Below are 16,944 nucleotides of genomic sequence, written 5' to 3'. Positions count from 1 at the left end.
TTTAGTATGATGGATGTATAGTTCATACATAAAAAAAGGAGTGTTCAAATGACTACTACATATAAGTCGAGAAGTGAAGTACCTCTTCATGAGAAATGGAACTTAGCAGATCTCTATTCAGATCAAGCAAAATGGGATGAAGATTATCTCTTAATCGAACAAATAGCACAACATTTAAAAACATTCGATGGCGCTATCAACGATGGTAAGAGTCTATATCGATTTCTAAAGAAAAATGAAGAGCTATCATTTGTCTTCAACAAACTCTATGCTTATGCCATGCTTAGTGTTGATGAAGATACGCGTAATACCAAAACACAATCATTAATCGACCGGGCAAAGCAATTAAGTGTAAAGGTCAGTTCTTCCACTTCTTTCTTCATGCCATTCTTGTTAAGCCTTGATGAATCAACCTTGAATGAATACATAGAAACAGAAAAAGGACTTGACTATTTTAAAGAAGATTTGTTTGAATCGTTCCGTTACAAAGCACATGTATTAACCAAGGAGCAAGAAGAAATCCTTTCAGAGCTTGGAGAAGCGCTTTCTGCACCTAGCAATACATTTGGGATGATCAATAATGCTGACATCAAGTTTGGAGATGTAACGAATGATCAGGGTGAGCGTGTTGAATTGACACGAGGTTTGTATTCGAAATTAATAGAGGATGAAAATCGAGAGAAGCGTAGAGAAGCCTATAAAGCATATTACAAGCCATATATGCAATTAAAAAACTCAATTGCCTCGACCCTGTCAGCAGCAATTAAAAATAATGTAACGACTTCTAGAATCAGAAAGTATCCATCGGCATTGGAAAAAGCATTATTTGGTGACCGTGTGCCTAAAGAGGTCTATGAAAATCTTATCTCAACTACAAAAGAAAATATCCACTCTATGCATCAATACACTAAGCTTCGCAAAGAAAAATTGCAGCTAGATGAACTACGCCAATACGATTTAAGTGTTCCATTAGTAAGCGGGGTGAAGCAAGAAATCTCTTATGAGGAAGCTTATGAAACCATGTGTAAAGCACTAGCCCCACTTGGTCAGGAATACGTAAGCATTCTCAAAGAGTTCAAAGATGCTAGATATATTGATGTGCGAGAAACGCCAGGGAAGCGATCTGGCGCATATAATCTTGGGGTATATGGGGTTCATCCATTTATTCTTTTAAACCATCAGGACGATTTAGATAGCTTATTTACCTTAGCACATGAATGTGGTCACGGAGTGCATAGTAAATTAAGCTCACTCCATCAACCTCAAATCACAGCTCGATATAGTATTTTTGTAGCTGAGGTTGCTTCAACCGTTAATGAGGTCTTATTAATTAATTACTTATTGAACAATGAAAAAAATACTGAAATTCGTAAGCATCTTTTGAATCATTTCATCGATCAATTCAAAGGAACATTCTTCACTCAAGTCATGTTTGCTGAATTTGAAATGAAAACCCATGAATTGGTTGAGACTGGCAAGCCACTGAACGTTGAAGTATTTAATGAAATCTATGAGAAGTTATTCAGGGAATATAATGGCGAAGAAATTGTATTTGATGAAGAAGTAAAATACGGTTGGTCCCGTATTCCTCATTTTTACCGACCATTCTATGTTTACAAATATGCAACAGGCTTTGCATCTGCTATCCATTTGGCAACTAAAATTCTTGAGGGTGATGAAGAGACTTTAACCGCTTATATCGAGTTCTTGAAAAGTGGTAGCTCTGATTATCCACTAGAGTTGTTAAAGAAAACAGGAGTGGACTTAACAACACCATACCCAATTGAAAATTCCCTTAAAAAGTTCAAAGAGCTTATTGAGGAGTTCTCCACTCTGTAATATTTGATGAGCATCATAATTGGTGCTCTTTTTATTTGTCTATTCACAGTCTTTTTTATTGACGGGCTCTGTAGAACTTGCTAGTATCACTATTATATTATTTTTTAATACATGCAATGAATGTTATGGATAACACTATAACAGGAGCAGCTTCTGGAGATACCACTATCCAAAGTGGAGCCGAAGGATTCACAATCTCAGGCAAAAGGACAGAAGAGTAACTAATACTATTTATTTGTATGAACGTTATTCTACTACCTACCCGAGATTGGATATGATTCCAATCTTTTTTATTTTTATTTTAAGGAGAGATGTTTTTTTATGAAACAAAGACGTGCGGTTGTAAGTGTAGTTGGGAAAGACCAAGTGGGGATTATTGCGAAGGTAACAACCATCCTCTCAGAGAATCAAGTCAATATCCTTGATATTAGTCAAACGATTCTACAGGACTTCTTTACAATGATGATGATTGTCGACGTATCAACAATTGAGAATTTAGATGCATTGCAAAGTAAATTTGATCAGATAAGTAATGAGTTAGATTTAAAAATAAATGTACAGCTAGATGAAATCTTTAAAGCGATGCATCGCGTTTAAGAAGGAGGAGCTTTCAATGAATGTTGCACTTGATGAAATGATGGAAACCATCCGCATGATTCAAATGGAAAACTTAGATATTCGTACCGTTACAATGGGGATTAGCTTATCAGATTGTGCGGACTCTAATTTTGAAAAAATGAACAATATGGTTTATAACAAAATTATCCAATATGCAAGTGGATTAAAGGAAGTAGCAGAAGATGTAGAAAAAGAGTTTGGGATTCCCATTATAAATAAACGAATTTCAATTACTCCCATTGCAGAATTATTAGGTCACGCAACAATCGAACAAGCGATAGAACTTGCTAAAACTCTTGATAAAGCTGCTGTTGAATTAGGTGTCGACTTCATAGGTGGTTATTCAGCACTCGTACATAAAGGTATCACAAAGGGAGAACAAACTTTACTTGATGCTCTTCCAGAAGCCTTAAGTGTTACCGAAAGGGTATGTTCCTCCATTTCTGTTGGTACAACTAGAGCTGGTATTAATATGGATGCTGTGCGCAAAGTTGGCGAAATCATTAAAGAGGCTGCTGAAAAAACAAAAGACCAAAACGGGATTGCTTGTGCAAAGCTTGTAGTGTTTTGTAACCCAGTCGAGGATAATCCATTCATGGCTGGAGCATTTCACGGATCAGGTGAAGGCGAGGTTGTCCTTAATGTAGGAGTAAGTGGGCCAGGAGTTGTACTTAGTGCCTTAAAGAGACAACCCGAGGCTGACCTTGGTGAAGTCTCAGACATTATTAAGAAAACAGCATTTAAAATCACACGTGCTGGTGAATTAATTGGTCGAGTTGTTGCAGAACGATTAGGTGTTCCATTTGGAATAATGGATCTTTCCCTTGCACCAACTAACGCAATGAATGATAGTGTTGCCGAAATCCTAGAAGAGATTGGTCTTGAACGCGTTGGTACTCACGGGACGATTGCTGCACTAGCATTAATGAATGATGCGGTCAAAAAAGGGGGAGCAATGGCAAGCTCTTATGTTGGTGGTTTAAGCGGTGCTTTCATCCCAGTAAGTGAAGACAACGGTATGATTAAAGGAATCATCGATGATTCACTTACTCTGTCAAAGCTTGAAGCTATGACTTGTGTCTGTTCAGTAGGTCTTGATATGATCGCACTTGCCGGTGATGTGTCAGCGACTACATTATCAGGAATCATCGCTGATGAAGCTGCAATAGGAATGATTAACAAGAAGACAACCGCAGTCCGTGTGATTCCCGTTCCGGGGAAAGTCGAAGGGGATATGGTTGAATTCGGAGGACTTCTTGGGAGAGCACCAGTACTAGGAGTTAACTCTTTTGGATCTGAAAAATTAATTCGTCGAGGTGGACGAATTCCAGCTCCGCTACAATCACTAATAAATTAAACACTAATTCTAACATTAGAATGTGACTTCTGAAAAGGAATCACATTCTTTTTATTATCAGTGAGTAATCATTGATTTCTTTAACTATAATTATTGTTATAATGGTGTAAACAAACATTCTAGGAGTTGCTATTGAATGAAAAAGAAATACCTTGCCATAGGATTCGTTTTGTTTATGCTTATCCTACTACTCTTTTGTACTTATAAATTAATGAACGCTAGAACCTTTCAATTATTCGGTGGACTAACCTACCAGGTAGAAACCGACGAAAAGGTGGTAGCATTAACTTTTGATGATGGTCCCACAAAACAAACTGATGAAATATTAGATATGCTAGCTCACTATAAAATAAAAGCAACGTTTTTTCTAATTGGCTCAGATATAGAAGAAAACCCCGAGGAAGTGAAACAGATTGTACAGGCTGGCCATCAAGTTGGTAACCACACGTATTCACACGAACGTATGATTTTCAAATCGCTTGAATTCATCGATACTGAGATTACAAAAACAGATCAGTTAATAAAAGACGCGGGATATATGAATGAGATTGTTTTTAGACCGCCTAACGGAAAGAAACTTTTTGGATTACCTTATTATCTATCAAAACAAGAAAAGGAAACTATTATGTGGAACCTAGAACCAGATTCCTATTTCTCTTCCTCATCTGAAATGGTTCAATATGTCAGTGATCAAATAACACCTGGTTCAATCATATTAATGCATCCAATGTATGATCAAACAGGTGAAGAGCTAGAGGCTATTAAAGGAATCATAGAAACACTTTTAAATGAAGGCTATTCATTTGTCACGGTAGATGAGTTAAAAAAATTAGCAGCTAAGGACTAATTTAATAGGAGATGGACCCAATTGAAGCACAATAAAACAAATGCAATGCGAATTTTGGATAAAGAAAAAATTGAATATACGATGTTAACATATTCTACTACTGATGGAAAAATCGATGGACTATCAGCTGCTGCCAAAATAAATCGAGACTTGAACATCGTCTATAAAACATTACTGTCACAAGGGACAAGTAACTCCTATTATGTCTTCGTGATTCCTGTTGAAGCAGAATTAGACTTAAAGAAGGCTGCAAAAGCTACAGGTGAAAAGAAAATAGAAATGATCCCTGTTAAAGATATTCAAAAAGTCTCAGGATATATACGAGGTGGATGTTCGCCTATCGGAATGAAAAAAGCATATCCTACGTACATAGATTCAAGTGGAGACGAGAAAGAGAGTATCATCATTAGTGGGGGATCTATTGGCGTACAAATAGAACTTAAACCTCAAGACTTACTTAAGTTAACGAAAGCTCATTTTGCACTTATTACTAAATAATGTATTATCAAACTATATAATGGTAAGACCGTTTCGGAGGTAACATGCTAAATTCCAATCTGTTTAAAAATATTTTTTTCCAATCAAAATTGCCTCAACTAATTAGTACCGTAGATTTGAAATGCGTTGAAATTAACCATGCGTTTACTACATTCCTTGGCTACACTAAAAGTGAGCTTGACTCAGTCACTCTACAGGATTTCTCGAATGCAGAGGATTTCGAAAGGGACTGGGAACTCTTACAACAGCTATTAAATGGCCAAATCGCTGAATATGAAATGGTGAAAAAATATTATCATAAAAATGGCAATATAAAGGTTGGCCGACTAATAGTTTCTATGATTCAAGATGAGGCATGTAACGAAAGATATATTCTTGGCCAAGTATATGACTTAACTGAGAAAGTAGAAATCGAAGAAAATGTAAAAAGAAGTGAAGAGAAATATCGATTATTAGCAGAGAACTCCTCTGATATGATCAATCTGCACGAGGTAGATGGTACATACTTATATGTTTCTCCTTCAATAAAATTAACATTAGGATATGAAGCGGATGAACTAATAGGAAAGCTTCCCTATGAATTTATCCATCCTGATGATCAAAAAGAGGTTAGAGATGTTCATGAAATGGTCCTAAAAGATAAACCTGCTATTATCTCAACATACCGAATGAAGAAAAAAGATGGGACGTTTATTTGGATAGAAAGTACAATTAAATCTGTATATAATAAAGAAGAGACACAAACTAGGCTTATTTCTGTTTCAAGGGATATCCAACAAAGAATAGAAACCAATGAATTATTAAGAAAATCAGAAAAGCTAGCGGTTGTTGGACAAATGGCAGCTGCAGTTGCTCATGAAATTAGGAATCCTTTAACCCCAATAAAGGGCTTCATGCAAGTTGCCCATGCTGGTGCTGAATTAAATAAGGAATATACAAAAATAGTATTAGATGAGATTGAACGAATTGAAGGAATCATTGCAGAATTTCTTTCCATCGCAAAGCCACATAGTGAGAAGAAGGAATTCATCTCTGTTGATCAATTGATTTCACAGGTGATTCAACTTATAAATCCTCAAGCAATGCTTGAGAATAAAGTAATTAATTGCATTAATCAAAAACCAATAAGAGATGGTATTATTTTAGGTGACAGTAGCTCCTTAAAGCAGGTTTTTATTAACATCCTTCAAAATGCTCTAGATGCTTCCAATGAAAAAGGCAAAATAGATGTGGTGATTTCTTATGATGAACAAACTCTATCTATAAAAATTGTTGATGAAGGCATTGGTATACCGAGTGAACGTTTGTCCAAGATAGGTGAACCCTTTTATTCAACAAAAGAAAAAGGGACAGGACTTGGCTTAATGACCTGCTACCGGATTATCGAACATCATAAAGGATCGATTCACTTTGAAAGTAAAGTAGGGCAAGGTACTAGTGTTAACGTAACGTTACCGTTATCTTTCAATTAAGATGTAGCGTAAACGTTCAGCTAGTCCTTTGTTTTTATTTGTTATTTCTTTTTTAAAAAGGGCTTCGTCAATCCAGCTTTGATAAATGTATAAGATAATTGACATAATTTGAAACGAGATAAAGGTTTCAATACTGCCATGCTTTTCCTCAATAAATATTCCTTGAGGAACTAGAAGAAATTTTTGAAAGATGAAAGCAAAAAATCCATCAATCACTACATTGAAGATAACATATAACCAAAATCTACCGTAAGTTAAAGCATATATCCATATCGTACCTATGATAAAAACACCAAAGGTGAAAGGGACAAACGTAATAAGATCGTCTGTAATTTTAACTTCTTGTATGATCCAGTTTTGTGTATAACTCAGTTCGAAATAGAGTGTGACTAATAAAGCTGCAAAAGTTGCAATCGGAGTATATCGCTTAAGTATTGCCTTTTTCATAAATAACAGAGAAATCCAAGGAACAAATAGAATTAACTTAATAATTAATTCTGGAGTCATGACTACCTCTCAACACCTTTCTGGAACGCTTCAAAGTAACGAAGCACTCAAACATGAGTAATGTAGTCATATTATTACACAATCATATATGAATTATTTGCGATTGCAAATTATTCATATATGGCAATTATTTTTCAAGCTCGACAATCTTGTTTGTTGACTCTTTTGCCCAGTTTGTAAAAGTTGGCCCAACTAAGTCAGAACTTAAGAACCTTGCGACTTCGATAAATTTCTCATAATCACTCTCTGGAATTTCTTTTACCTTCTTAATGATTTCCAAATTTGAATGATCAAGATGTGCGTTCAAAAAAACCAACACCTGAACCCTCCCTGATTCGGTAAGAGAGATATGTTTAGTTCGAGCATCTTCTCCATTATAAATCTCCACTAAGCCTTCCTCTTTTAACTTTGTCAGCTGTCGAAATACATTCGAGATATTCATTTGTACGAGGTACTTTAAATCTGTCATCGTAATTGACTCTTTGGAATCAAAATAGAGTATCCAGAGAATTCGAAAGGCGGAAAATGTAAGCTTTAAGCTTTTTAACGACTGTCTAATGTCCTCTTCAATTACAAAGTTAAGCCCACGTATATAAGCATACACTTCATAGCTTTTAGCAAACCATTCTTTCGAAGAACTCATAAGATTTCCCTCCATTTATTGGTATGTACACTTAGTATGACCTCAACAGCCACCAATACTCTTTTTAATACCCATATTTTTCTACATAATACGCTATATTTTGACAAATACTTCATATACTTAGATAATATAATCATGATGAAAATTAGAAATTTATATAAATGATAAAAAAAGACTTTAAAAAGACAATCATGTTTAAGTTGTGGAGGTGAATTTTTCAATGAAATTAAGGGGAAAAAGGTTGGGATTATTAAATCTATTTACGAATAGGGTCAAAATGGGAGAGCAACACGAAATAATTGAAGAATTCCACCCGCTTTATAGAGAGAATCCAGAAGCAATTTTTATCACTGATGATGAAGAGAATATACTCTCATTTAATCAAAAGTTTACTTCTTTGTTTGGCTATAAACAGAGAGACATTGTAAAATTCGCAACTATTTTTTTTCAGTCTTCAAATCCTGAGCTAGTTCATCAGCACTTTCAGAAATGTTTAAAAGGAGAAAAGACTTCATTTGAGATAATTCTACAGCATAAATTAGGCAATGAAATTCCTCTTCAAATAACTTTCATTCCAACTACAAAATACATCTTTGTTATTTGTAAAGATATGAGCTCAATTAATACCTTTAAAGACGAGTTAATTCGTGTAAATGATCAACTAGAGGATTCTCAAAGAATGATAAACGTTGGCATTTGGGAATATGATATCCACTCCAACAAAACGTATTGGAGTCACCAAATGTATGAAATTATGGGTGTGCAAAAGGAAGGGTTTTCGTTAAATTGGGACAATGTTCTCACATATGTACATTCATTAGATAAGAAAATCTATCGTGATAATTTCCAGAAAATCAAGAAGGAAAAGAAACCGCTGGATTTTGTTCATCGTATTACTCGAGATGATGGGCAGGAACGTGTACTATTTGTGAGGACGAATCCGATTCTCGATGAAGAAGGAGAAGTGAGTCGAATATTTGGAACACTTCAGGATATTACTGATCAAGCAGACTTAGAAGATAAATTAAATGAAAGTGAAGAACGCTTCAAATCAGTATCAGACCGGTTGTCTGTTGGAATTTGGTCTTATGATTTCATAGAACATAAAATAACCTTTTGTTCTCAGGGAATAGAATCAGTATTAGGGATAAGTAGGGATAAGATCGAAGCAGAGCCCGAACTCTGGAAAAAAGTGATATTTCCAGACGATATCGAAATGATAGAAAAAGAGTACGAAAAATTAATAAATGGGCAGGAAATTCAAATTCAATACCGGATATTTGATGGAAACGGAAACATCAAGTGGATTGAAGGTCAAACAATTCCCTATTTAGACCATTCAGGGAAGATTATACGACTTGATGGAATCATTAGAGACACTACTGAAAAAGTAAAGTATACAGAATCCCTTGCTTTTTTAGCGGATCATGATTTCCTGACTAAATTACCAAACAGAAGATTTTTTGAACGAAGAATCGATGAGCTCATCAATGATAGTTCTAAAACCGACGAAAAATTTGCCGTATTATATTTGAACTTAGACCGTTTCAAATATATTAATGATACGTTAGGACATGAGATTGGAGACAAGCTGCTCGTTTGTTTTTCAGAGCGAATGAAAGACTACTTAGATACACATACATTCTTTGCTCGTATCGGTGGTGACGAGTTTTCAATCATTTTTAATCACATGTTAGGGTTAAGAGATGCGATCAAGCTTGCAAATGAGCTGATTAGTGTTATTGAAGAGCCATTTAATATTGATGATTTTGAACTGTTTATAACATCAAGCATTGGAATCAGCATGTATCCACTAGATGGACAAGATTCAAAAACACTTTTAAGAAATGCCCTAGCCGCACTATACAAAGCGAAAGAATCTGGAAGAAACGATTGGCAAATATTTTCTCCTTCAATGAACGTAGAATCCTTTAAGCTCTACCATTTAGAGAGAGATTTAAGAAAATCCTTAATGAACGAAGAGCTCTATCTTAATTTTCAACCAAAAGTGAATACGAAGACGTCCAAAATTGTTGGTGCTGAGGCACTTATTAGATGGAATCACCCAGAGTGGGGAATTGTTTCACCGGGGGAATTTATTCCGTTAGCAGAGGAAAACGGATTTATCTTCAATATGGGTGACTGGGTGTTAAAAGAAGTCTGTGAGTCACTTGGAAGATGGCAGAAGCAAGGTCTCCCAGTCGTTCCCGTTTCTGTAAATGTCTCTCCAAAGCGTTTACTTAAGACTGGTTTTGTTAGAACCGTTCAGGAAACCATTCAGGAAGCGGGCATAGATCCAAGCTTAATTGAATTAGAATTAACAGAGCAAACGATTATAAAAAATACTGAAGCTACTAAAAATATTATAAAAGAATTAAAAGCATTAGGTGTAAAAATTGCATTAGATGATTTTGGTACTGGCTATTCTTCATTATCCTATCTTAAAGATTTAGACATTGATACACTGAAAATCGATAAAAGCTTTATCGATGGTATTACGATTCAATCAATGAATGATGCCATTGTGAAAAGCTTAGTTTCTTTATCTAATGAAGTTGGTATTAATATTGTTGCTGAGGGAGTAGAAACACAGGAACAATTAAAATTCCTATTTCAGCACAACTGTCATCAGATTCAAGGATATATTTACAGTAAGCCAGTTTCAGCGACACTATATGAATCATTACTCAAACAAGAAGTGATTCATCCTTATCAAGAAAATGTACTGACAGAGGCCTTTGAGGATCGAAGAAAATACTACCGACTGAAGCTTGATTATCCTTTAACGGCTAAGATGACAATTATTAAATTTAAAAATAAGGATGTAACACTAGGCTCATCAAAGGCGATTATAGAAGATATGGGGGTTGGTGGGATAAAATATGTCACAAACATTAATCTGCCTGTAAGAAGTGATATGATTATCAAATTTAAAACATTGATCCTAGGGAAGAAGGTTGAGTTTATTGGTAGGAATGCTTGGAAATTTGAGCTAGATGGGGTCTATGAATATGGCTTTGAATTCATCTTAAATCAAGCCGAACAAGACCGTTTGTCATTAGAGTTTAATAAACTACTTCTTCAAATAAACGAAAATCCACTTCTTCCAGACTCTAGCATCCTGCAAGAAGATAGGCTTAATTATCTAAAATCTTAATAACAGCATCTTGAAAGGTACCCTTTTGAGATGCTTTTTTTATACTTGCACCAGTTCAAACTATTGACAAGCATAATGGTATATGGTTTAAAATTATATTGAATTAGCACTCATTTAGATAGAGTGCTAATAAGTATGGAAAGGAGAGTTTATATGTCAAAACAACAATTTAAAGCAGAGTCTAAACGACTACTGGACATGATGATTCATTCAATTTATACACACAAAGAGGTATTCCTACGAGAATTAATTTCCAATGCAAGTGATGCGATTGACAAATTCTATTACAAATCATTAACTGATGATTCATTAGATTTCAACAAAGAGCAGTTCTACATAAAAGTGGTTCCAAACAAAGAAACACGAACTTTAAAGATTATCGATACTGGTATTGGGATGAATAAAGAAGAACTAGAAACCAATCTTGGTACAATTGCTAAAAGTGGTTCATTAGCATTTAAGAAGGAAAACGAAATAAAGGATGGCTATGACATCATTGGTCAGTTCGGAGTAGGATTCTATGCTGCATTTATGGTTGCAGATGTTGTAACTGTAATTAGTAAAGCCTTTGGTAGTGACCAGGCTTACAGATGGGAATCCGAGGGTGCTGATGGATATACAATAGAGCCGATTGAAAAAGAGTCAATAGGGACTGAAATCATCTTAAAAATAAAAGAAAATACAGAAGATGAGAGCTATGATGAATTTTTAGAAGAATATCGATTAAAATCGATAATTAAGAAATACTCTGATTTCATACGCTATCCAATTAAAATGGACGTAAATCTTGAAAATGAAGAAGCAGAAAAAGGAGAAGAGCAGATCATCAATAGTATGGTTCCTATCTGGAAGAAGAATAAAAGTGAACTTACTGATGAAGATTACGAGAACTTCTATACAGAAAAACGATATGGATTTGATAAGCCTCTCAAAGCTATTCATATTAGTGTTGATGGCACAATTAGGTATAACGCCATCTTATATATCCCTGAAAAGATTCCATTTGATTTTTATTCAAAGGAATTTGAAAAAGGCTTAGAGCTTTATTCAAATGGTGTATTAATTATGGATAAATGTGCAGATTTACTCCCTGATCATTTCAGCTTTGTGAAAGGGATGGTTGATTCTGAGGATTTATCTCTTAATATATCAAGAGAAATGCTTCAGCATGACCGCCAATTGAAGCTAATTGCTAAAAATATCAGTAAAAAAATCAAAAGTGAATTATTAAATCTGCTGAAAAATGAAAGAGAAAAATATGAAGAATTCTTCCAATCATTCGGGCGTCAGTTAAAGTATGGAGTCTATAGTGAATTCGGTTCAAATAAAGAAGTGTTACAGGATCTTATCATGTTCTATTCATCACAAGAAAAGAAGCTTGTTACACTAGATGAATACGTTTCAAGAATGCCTGAGGATCAAAAGTACATTTATTATGGCTCAGGTGAATCGATTGAACGTATAGAGAAACTGCCACAAGCAGAATTTGTGACTGAGAAGGGATATGAGATTCTCTATTTCACGGAAGATATAGATGAATTTGCTATCAAAATGTTAATGTCCTACAAGGAAAAAGAGTTCAAATCAATCTCTAGTGGTGATTTAGGAATCGATGGAGAAGAAAGCAATGAAGAAACAGTAACTAGTGATAATGTAAACAAAGAGCTATTTGATTTCATGAAGAATATATTAGCTGATAAAGTGAAAGACGTAAGAGTTTCAAAGAGATTGAAATCACACCCAGTCTGCTTGGCAACTGAAGGAGAAATCTCCATTGAAATGGAAAAGATTCTTGCAGCCATGCCAGATAATCAAAATATTAAAGCAGATAAAGTGCTAGAAATCAATAAAAACCATGAAGTATTCCACTCATTACAAGATGCCTTTGCCAATGATAAAGGTAAAGTAGAGCTATATACAAAGCTATTGTATAATCAAGCACTTCTTATCGAAGGTTTACCAATTCAAGATCCAGTTGAATTTACAAATGACATATGTAAAGTTATGGTTTGATTCAAACCAGCCCTTTCTACTCTTGTAGAGGGGCTTTTTTCGTATTTAACTAGTGGTAATATAATGTAATTACACAAGCAAATAATCTTAGTAGAGTTTGGTATGAAGCGATTCTCCAAGCAATCCCAAGGTATATTGTACCATTTTATATAAGTTGTAATCTTTTTGTCATACTTCTTTGCTAAGATTAGAGCCGCAAGTAAGAATCAGAATAGGAGCTGAGGAAATGAACAATAGAACAAATCTAACCTCTCTTTCCTTTCTATTTATATGTGGCTTAATGTTTGTCTTACTAATTAATACAGGATTTTCAAACTTAACATATACTGAGCAAGTGCAAGTCCAGCCATACAAATTAATAGAAATGGAAAAAAGAGAAATCATTGAAATAAAGAAAATGTTGACGGGTGAACCCGCGACAGCCGATTATAATATAAAGTCTGAGAATGAAACGATTCAATTATCCGGTAAAATGCTTGACGAACAATTAAAGGGAGATTTAAAAGGTTTAGGTCAAGAATTTGTACACGCAGGAAAAGAGCATGAAATAGATCCAATATTTCTCGCTGCTCTAGCTGCACAAGAAACTGGATGGGGTGACTCATTATTAATGGGAGCTCCTTGGAATAATGTAGGTGGAATGACTTGTATGCCTGATAACTATGAAGAGATTTTTGGGGAATCGTATCCAAATCCTGGCTGTGGTTCTACAGTTGATGGTGGAACGAAGTGGCAAAAGTTTCAATCGATCGAGGATAGTATCTATTTCAAAGCTGCTTATCTTAAATTACGTTATCTAGAAAATGGTACAGAAACTATAGAAGAAATTCAAAAGAAATATGCTCCATCAAATGCAGATAATGATCAAACTGGATTAAATGATTATTGGGTTCAAAATATTGTAGATATTATGAATACCGTTAAAAGTGATATCCATAGTTAATTAAGTACTGCCCTAGGATAGATCTATCCTGGGTTCTTTTTTATACATATAAGATACTCACTTACTATTTCCAAAATAGGGTTTAACTCAGAAAAAAAGGGTAGTATAAAAGAATAAGTGCGGGTATATCATTCATTTCCTGGAGGTGAAGAAATTGGATGAATTAGTCAGCGTATATAGGAAGATTCTTAATTCTATAAGTGACTTTATCTTTATTTTCAAGTATGACAAAAATAATGATTCATTTACATATTTTTTTGCTAATCAATCAGCCATTTATAGCTTTAGTTTAGAAGACGATATCTACGGTAAAGAAATCACAGAGGTATTAGATCCTATTTACGCAGATTTATTATATTCATACTTAAAAAAAGCGATCTTAACTAAAAGATCATTAACTTTCGAGCTTTCAACCCCTATTATCACAGGTGAATTAATTGGTGAAACAATTATCAATCCAGTGTTCCTTCATACTGAAGAAACAACGCTCCTATTTTCGATCGTAAGGGATATTACTAAAAGAAGTCAAAAGGAACATCAATACATAAAAACTCAAGAACAGCTTTTGAAGGATCAATTAAGAATTAACTCACTTATCGAATACAATTTGGATGCCGTGTATGAGTTGGATCTACAAGGTCGATTTAGACATTTAAATAAAGCAGCCGAGGAAATTGTTGGCTATTCCAATGATGAGTTATTTGGTAAATCATTTGTACACCTATTATTGAAAGAAGAAGTAACCAAAACCATTGAATTCTTTCATAAAGCGATTCATGGTGAATCAGTAGAATTTGAAACAAGTATCTATGACCGATATGGAGATATTATTCATCTTGAACTAAAAGTCATTCCGATTATAATGAACGGTAAAATTGATGGTTTATATGGTATAGCAAAAAATATATCAAAAACTAAGAGCATAGAGATAGAAAAGGAAGAGATAAAAGAGCAGCTAGAGCTCGTTTGGAATAATTCCTCTGATGCAATATTGTTATTTGCCGAAGATGGGATTATTAATGTAAATCCTACTTTTACAAAAATCATGGGATATACTTTGGATGAAATAAAACACAAGTTCACAGAACAAATGTTCTTGCCAGGTGAAATACCAGACTTTGAGAACTTTATTAAAGAGATGATGAATGGAACAGAAATTAAAAATGAAGAAGTAAAAAGAGTAACAAAGGATGGAAGAGTTCTCGATTTTTTAGCCTCATACTGCCCTGTCAATAAAGGCAAAATAATCGCGGTTGCCATGTTTAGAGATATAACAGAACGAAATAGTATGGTAAGAAGCTTACAAGCTAGTGAGGAACGTTACAGAACTTTAATCGAAGCATCTCCTGAACCATTTTTATTATTAGATGAGAATGACATTCTTTATTGTAATCCGAAGGCATTAGAGCTTTTAGGTGCAGAAAGTCTTGAACAAATTAACGGTATTAATTGGATAGATTTAATTCATCCCAATGATAGAGGAATTACACTAGAAAGGAATCAGAAGCTTTTTCATGGTACAGATTTGCCACTTTTAGATCGGAGAGTAATCACTCCAGATGGACGAGAATTAACGATCGCTATGTCAGGAAAAATGATCAATTTTGAAGATAAGCAAGCCCTTCTTATCAGTGCTAGAGATGTAACCGAACGAAAAAAAGCAGAGGAGCGAGCAAATTATCTTGCACTTCATGATGATTTGACTGGTTTGGGGAATAGAAGACTGTTCAAACAGAAACTAACTGAAACATTTAATGAAGTAAAACAAGAGGACTCATTTGCCATAATAACGCTAGATATTGATAATTTTAAGCATATTAATGATACCTTTGGACATGATGTCGGAGATGAGGTTTTAGTCAAAGTTTCCAAACGACTTAAAGAGATCTTACCAGACCGATTTATCATTTGCCGACTGGGTGGAGATGAAGTTGGAATTATTTGCCCAGATATCACAAAAGAGGACATTAAAGGTGTAGCACAAATGCTCTTAACTGATATGGGTAAATGCATGGAAACGTCAAATTATTCCTTTAAGGTTGACTTAAGTATAGGAATTGCTATGTACCCCGAGCATGGACTTGATGAATACACACTTAAGAAAAGCTCTGATATTGCACTTTATTATGTCAAACAAACAGGAAAAAAAAGTTGGATACTATTCTCTGAGAAAATAGGCAAAAGCTATAATGATCGTATAATGTTGGAACAACAAATAGAAGAAGCTATTATTAATAAAGAATTCACACTTCATTATCAACCTAGAATAGATGCAAAAACAGGATTAATTAAAAGTGTTGAAGCTCTACTTCGTTGGCCGAAATCTAGCCCAGATGTCTTCATACCAATTGCAGAGGAAACTGGGCAGATCAATTCAATCGGTAGATGGGTAACTAAGGAGGCTTGTAGACAACTTAAGGATTGGCAGGATAGAGGTCTTGGTCTAAATAAGATTTCAGTTAATTTATCAATAAATCAGCTATTGCATGACAAACATTTTTGTGACAATCTAGATATGATATTAATGGAAACTGGTCTACCTCCAGAATGTCTTGAGTTCGAAATTACAGAACGCTTTATTTCTAATGACGAGCGGGTCATTACCAACTTGGAAAAGTGTAAGTCCCTAGGTATTCATATCTCCATTGATGATTTCGGAAAGGAATATAGCAGCCTATGGCAGCTTACTCAATTACCAATTGATACAATTAAATTAGATCGTTCGTTCATCGCGAAAATAAATGAAGATGAAAAACTAGTTGTTGTCATTGAAGCCATTCTTCATATGGCAAAATCATTACATTTAAAGGTTGTCGGTGAAGGTGTAGAAACGAAAGACCAGACTACATTCCTTTTAAATCATGACATAGATGAACTACAGGGCTTCTATTTTTGTAAGCCTGTTCCCGTATCTGAAATTGAAAAGTTGCTTGAGCAAAAGAAAAATTGGCTAGAACAATGGACTCAGTTAAGTAATAGTAACAATGAATGACGTGTATGCCATAAATGGCTTTAACACGTCATTTTTTTATTTATGATTGGATGAATAT

General features: G+C 34.6%; 12 protein-coding genes and 1 riboswitch. Of the genes, 10 read left to right on the top strand and 2 right to left on the bottom strand.

Annotated elements, in window-relative coordinates; genetic code table 11:
- Window positions 1-48: 48 nt before the first annotated feature.
- The 6 genes from pepF (at window position 49) to F7888_RS02670 (ending at window position 6,631) form a co-directional block, all read left to right on the top strand.
- Window positions 49-1,839, top strand: coding sequence for an oligoendopeptidase F (gene pepF / locus F7888_RS02695; RefSeq protein WP_191776971.1), 1,791 nt, complete (start codon window positions 49-51; stop codon window positions 1,837-1,839).
- Between the two features lie 143 nt (window positions 1,840-1,982).
- A riboswitch (glycine riboswitch) is annotated at window positions 1,983-2,062 on the top strand.
- 98 nt (window positions 2,063-2,160) lie between these two features.
- Window positions 2,161-2,436, top strand: coding sequence for an ACT domain-containing protein (locus F7888_RS02690; RefSeq protein WP_191776969.1), 276 nt, complete (start codon window positions 2,161-2,163; stop codon window positions 2,434-2,436).
- A 16-nt stretch (window positions 2,437-2,452) separates the two neighbouring features.
- The gene (locus tag F7888_RS02685) at window positions 2,453-3,814 is read left to right on the top strand and encodes a PFL family protein (protein ID WP_191776968.1); all 1,362 of its coding nucleotides are present in this window, start codon (window positions 2,453-2,455) and stop codon (window positions 3,812-3,814) included.
- A gap of 136 nt (window positions 3,815-3,950) precedes the next feature.
- Complete coding sequence (locus F7888_RS02680; RefSeq protein ID WP_191776967.1) at window positions 3,951-4,661, top strand: polysaccharide deacetylase family protein; 711 nt, start codon at window positions 3,951-3,953, stop codon at window positions 4,659-4,661.
- A gap of 21 nt (window positions 4,662-4,682) precedes the next feature.
- Window positions 4,683-5,159 (top strand): Cys-tRNA(Pro) deacylase, encoded by a 477-nt coding sequence (ybaK, locus tag F7888_RS02675; RefSeq protein WP_191776965.1) that lies wholly within the window; start codon window positions 4,683-4,685, stop codon window positions 5,157-5,159.
- Between the two features lie 44 nt (window positions 5,160-5,203).
- Window positions 5,204-6,631 (top strand): PAS domain S-box protein, encoded by a 1,428-nt coding sequence (locus F7888_RS02670; protein WP_191776963.1) that lies wholly within the window; start codon window positions 5,204-5,206, stop codon window positions 6,629-6,631.
- On the opposite strand, the gene F7888_RS02665 is transcribed toward F7888_RS02670, so the two are convergent.
- The gene (locus F7888_RS02665; protein WP_191776961.1) at window positions 6,617-7,138 is read right to left on the bottom strand and encodes a hypothetical protein; all 522 of its coding nucleotides are present in this window, start codon (window positions 7,136-7,138) and stop codon (window positions 6,617-6,619) included. The two genes, F7888_RS02670 and F7888_RS02665, sit on opposite strands and share 15 nt — an antisense overlap.
- A gap of 127 nt (window positions 7,139-7,265) precedes the next feature.
- Window positions 7,266-7,781, bottom strand: a complete 516-nt coding sequence (locus F7888_RS02660) for a MarR family winged helix-turn-helix transcriptional regulator (RefSeq protein ID WP_191776959.1) — start codon at window positions 7,779-7,781, stop codon at window positions 7,266-7,268.
- Window positions 7,782-8,001: 220 nt separating this feature from the next.
- Here F7888_RS02660 and F7888_RS02655 point away from each other — a divergent pair, with 220 nt between their 5' ends.
- The 4 genes from F7888_RS02655 to F7888_RS02640 all read left to right on the top strand — a co-directional run bounded on the left by F7888_RS02655 (window position 8,002) and on the right by F7888_RS02640 (window position 16,886).
- Window positions 8,002-10,938: an EAL domain-containing protein gene (locus tag F7888_RS02655; RefSeq protein ID WP_191776957.1), complete on the top strand. Its 2,937-nt coding sequence runs from the start codon at window positions 8,002-8,004 to the stop codon at window positions 10,936-10,938.
- Between the two features lie 153 nt (window positions 10,939-11,091).
- Complete coding sequence (gene htpG / locus F7888_RS02650) at window positions 11,092-12,951, top strand: molecular chaperone HtpG (RefSeq protein WP_191776955.1); 1,860 nt, start codon at window positions 11,092-11,094, stop codon at window positions 12,949-12,951.
- Between the two features lie 226 nt (window positions 12,952-13,177).
- Window positions 13,178-13,894 (top strand): glucosaminidase domain-containing protein, encoded by a 717-nt coding sequence (locus tag F7888_RS02645; RefSeq protein ID WP_191776953.1) that lies wholly within the window; start codon window positions 13,178-13,180, stop codon window positions 13,892-13,894.
- Window positions 13,895-14,048: 154 nt separating this feature from the next.
- Window positions 14,049-16,886 carry a bifunctional diguanylate cyclase/phosphodiesterase gene (locus F7888_RS02640; protein ID WP_191776951.1) on the top strand — a complete coding sequence of 946 codons (2,838 nt, stop codon included), beginning with the start codon at window positions 14,049-14,051 and terminating at the stop codon, window positions 16,884-16,886.
- The last annotated feature ends 58 nt before the right edge of the window (window positions 16,887-16,944 follow it).

The sequence above is a fragment of the Litchfieldia stipae genome, assembly GCF_014837155.1.
In the GTDB taxonomy this organism is placed as follows: domain Bacteria; phylum Bacillota; class Bacilli; order Bacillales; family Bacillaceae_L; genus Litchfieldia.
This window is presented reverse-complemented; position numbering and strand designations above follow the sequence as displayed.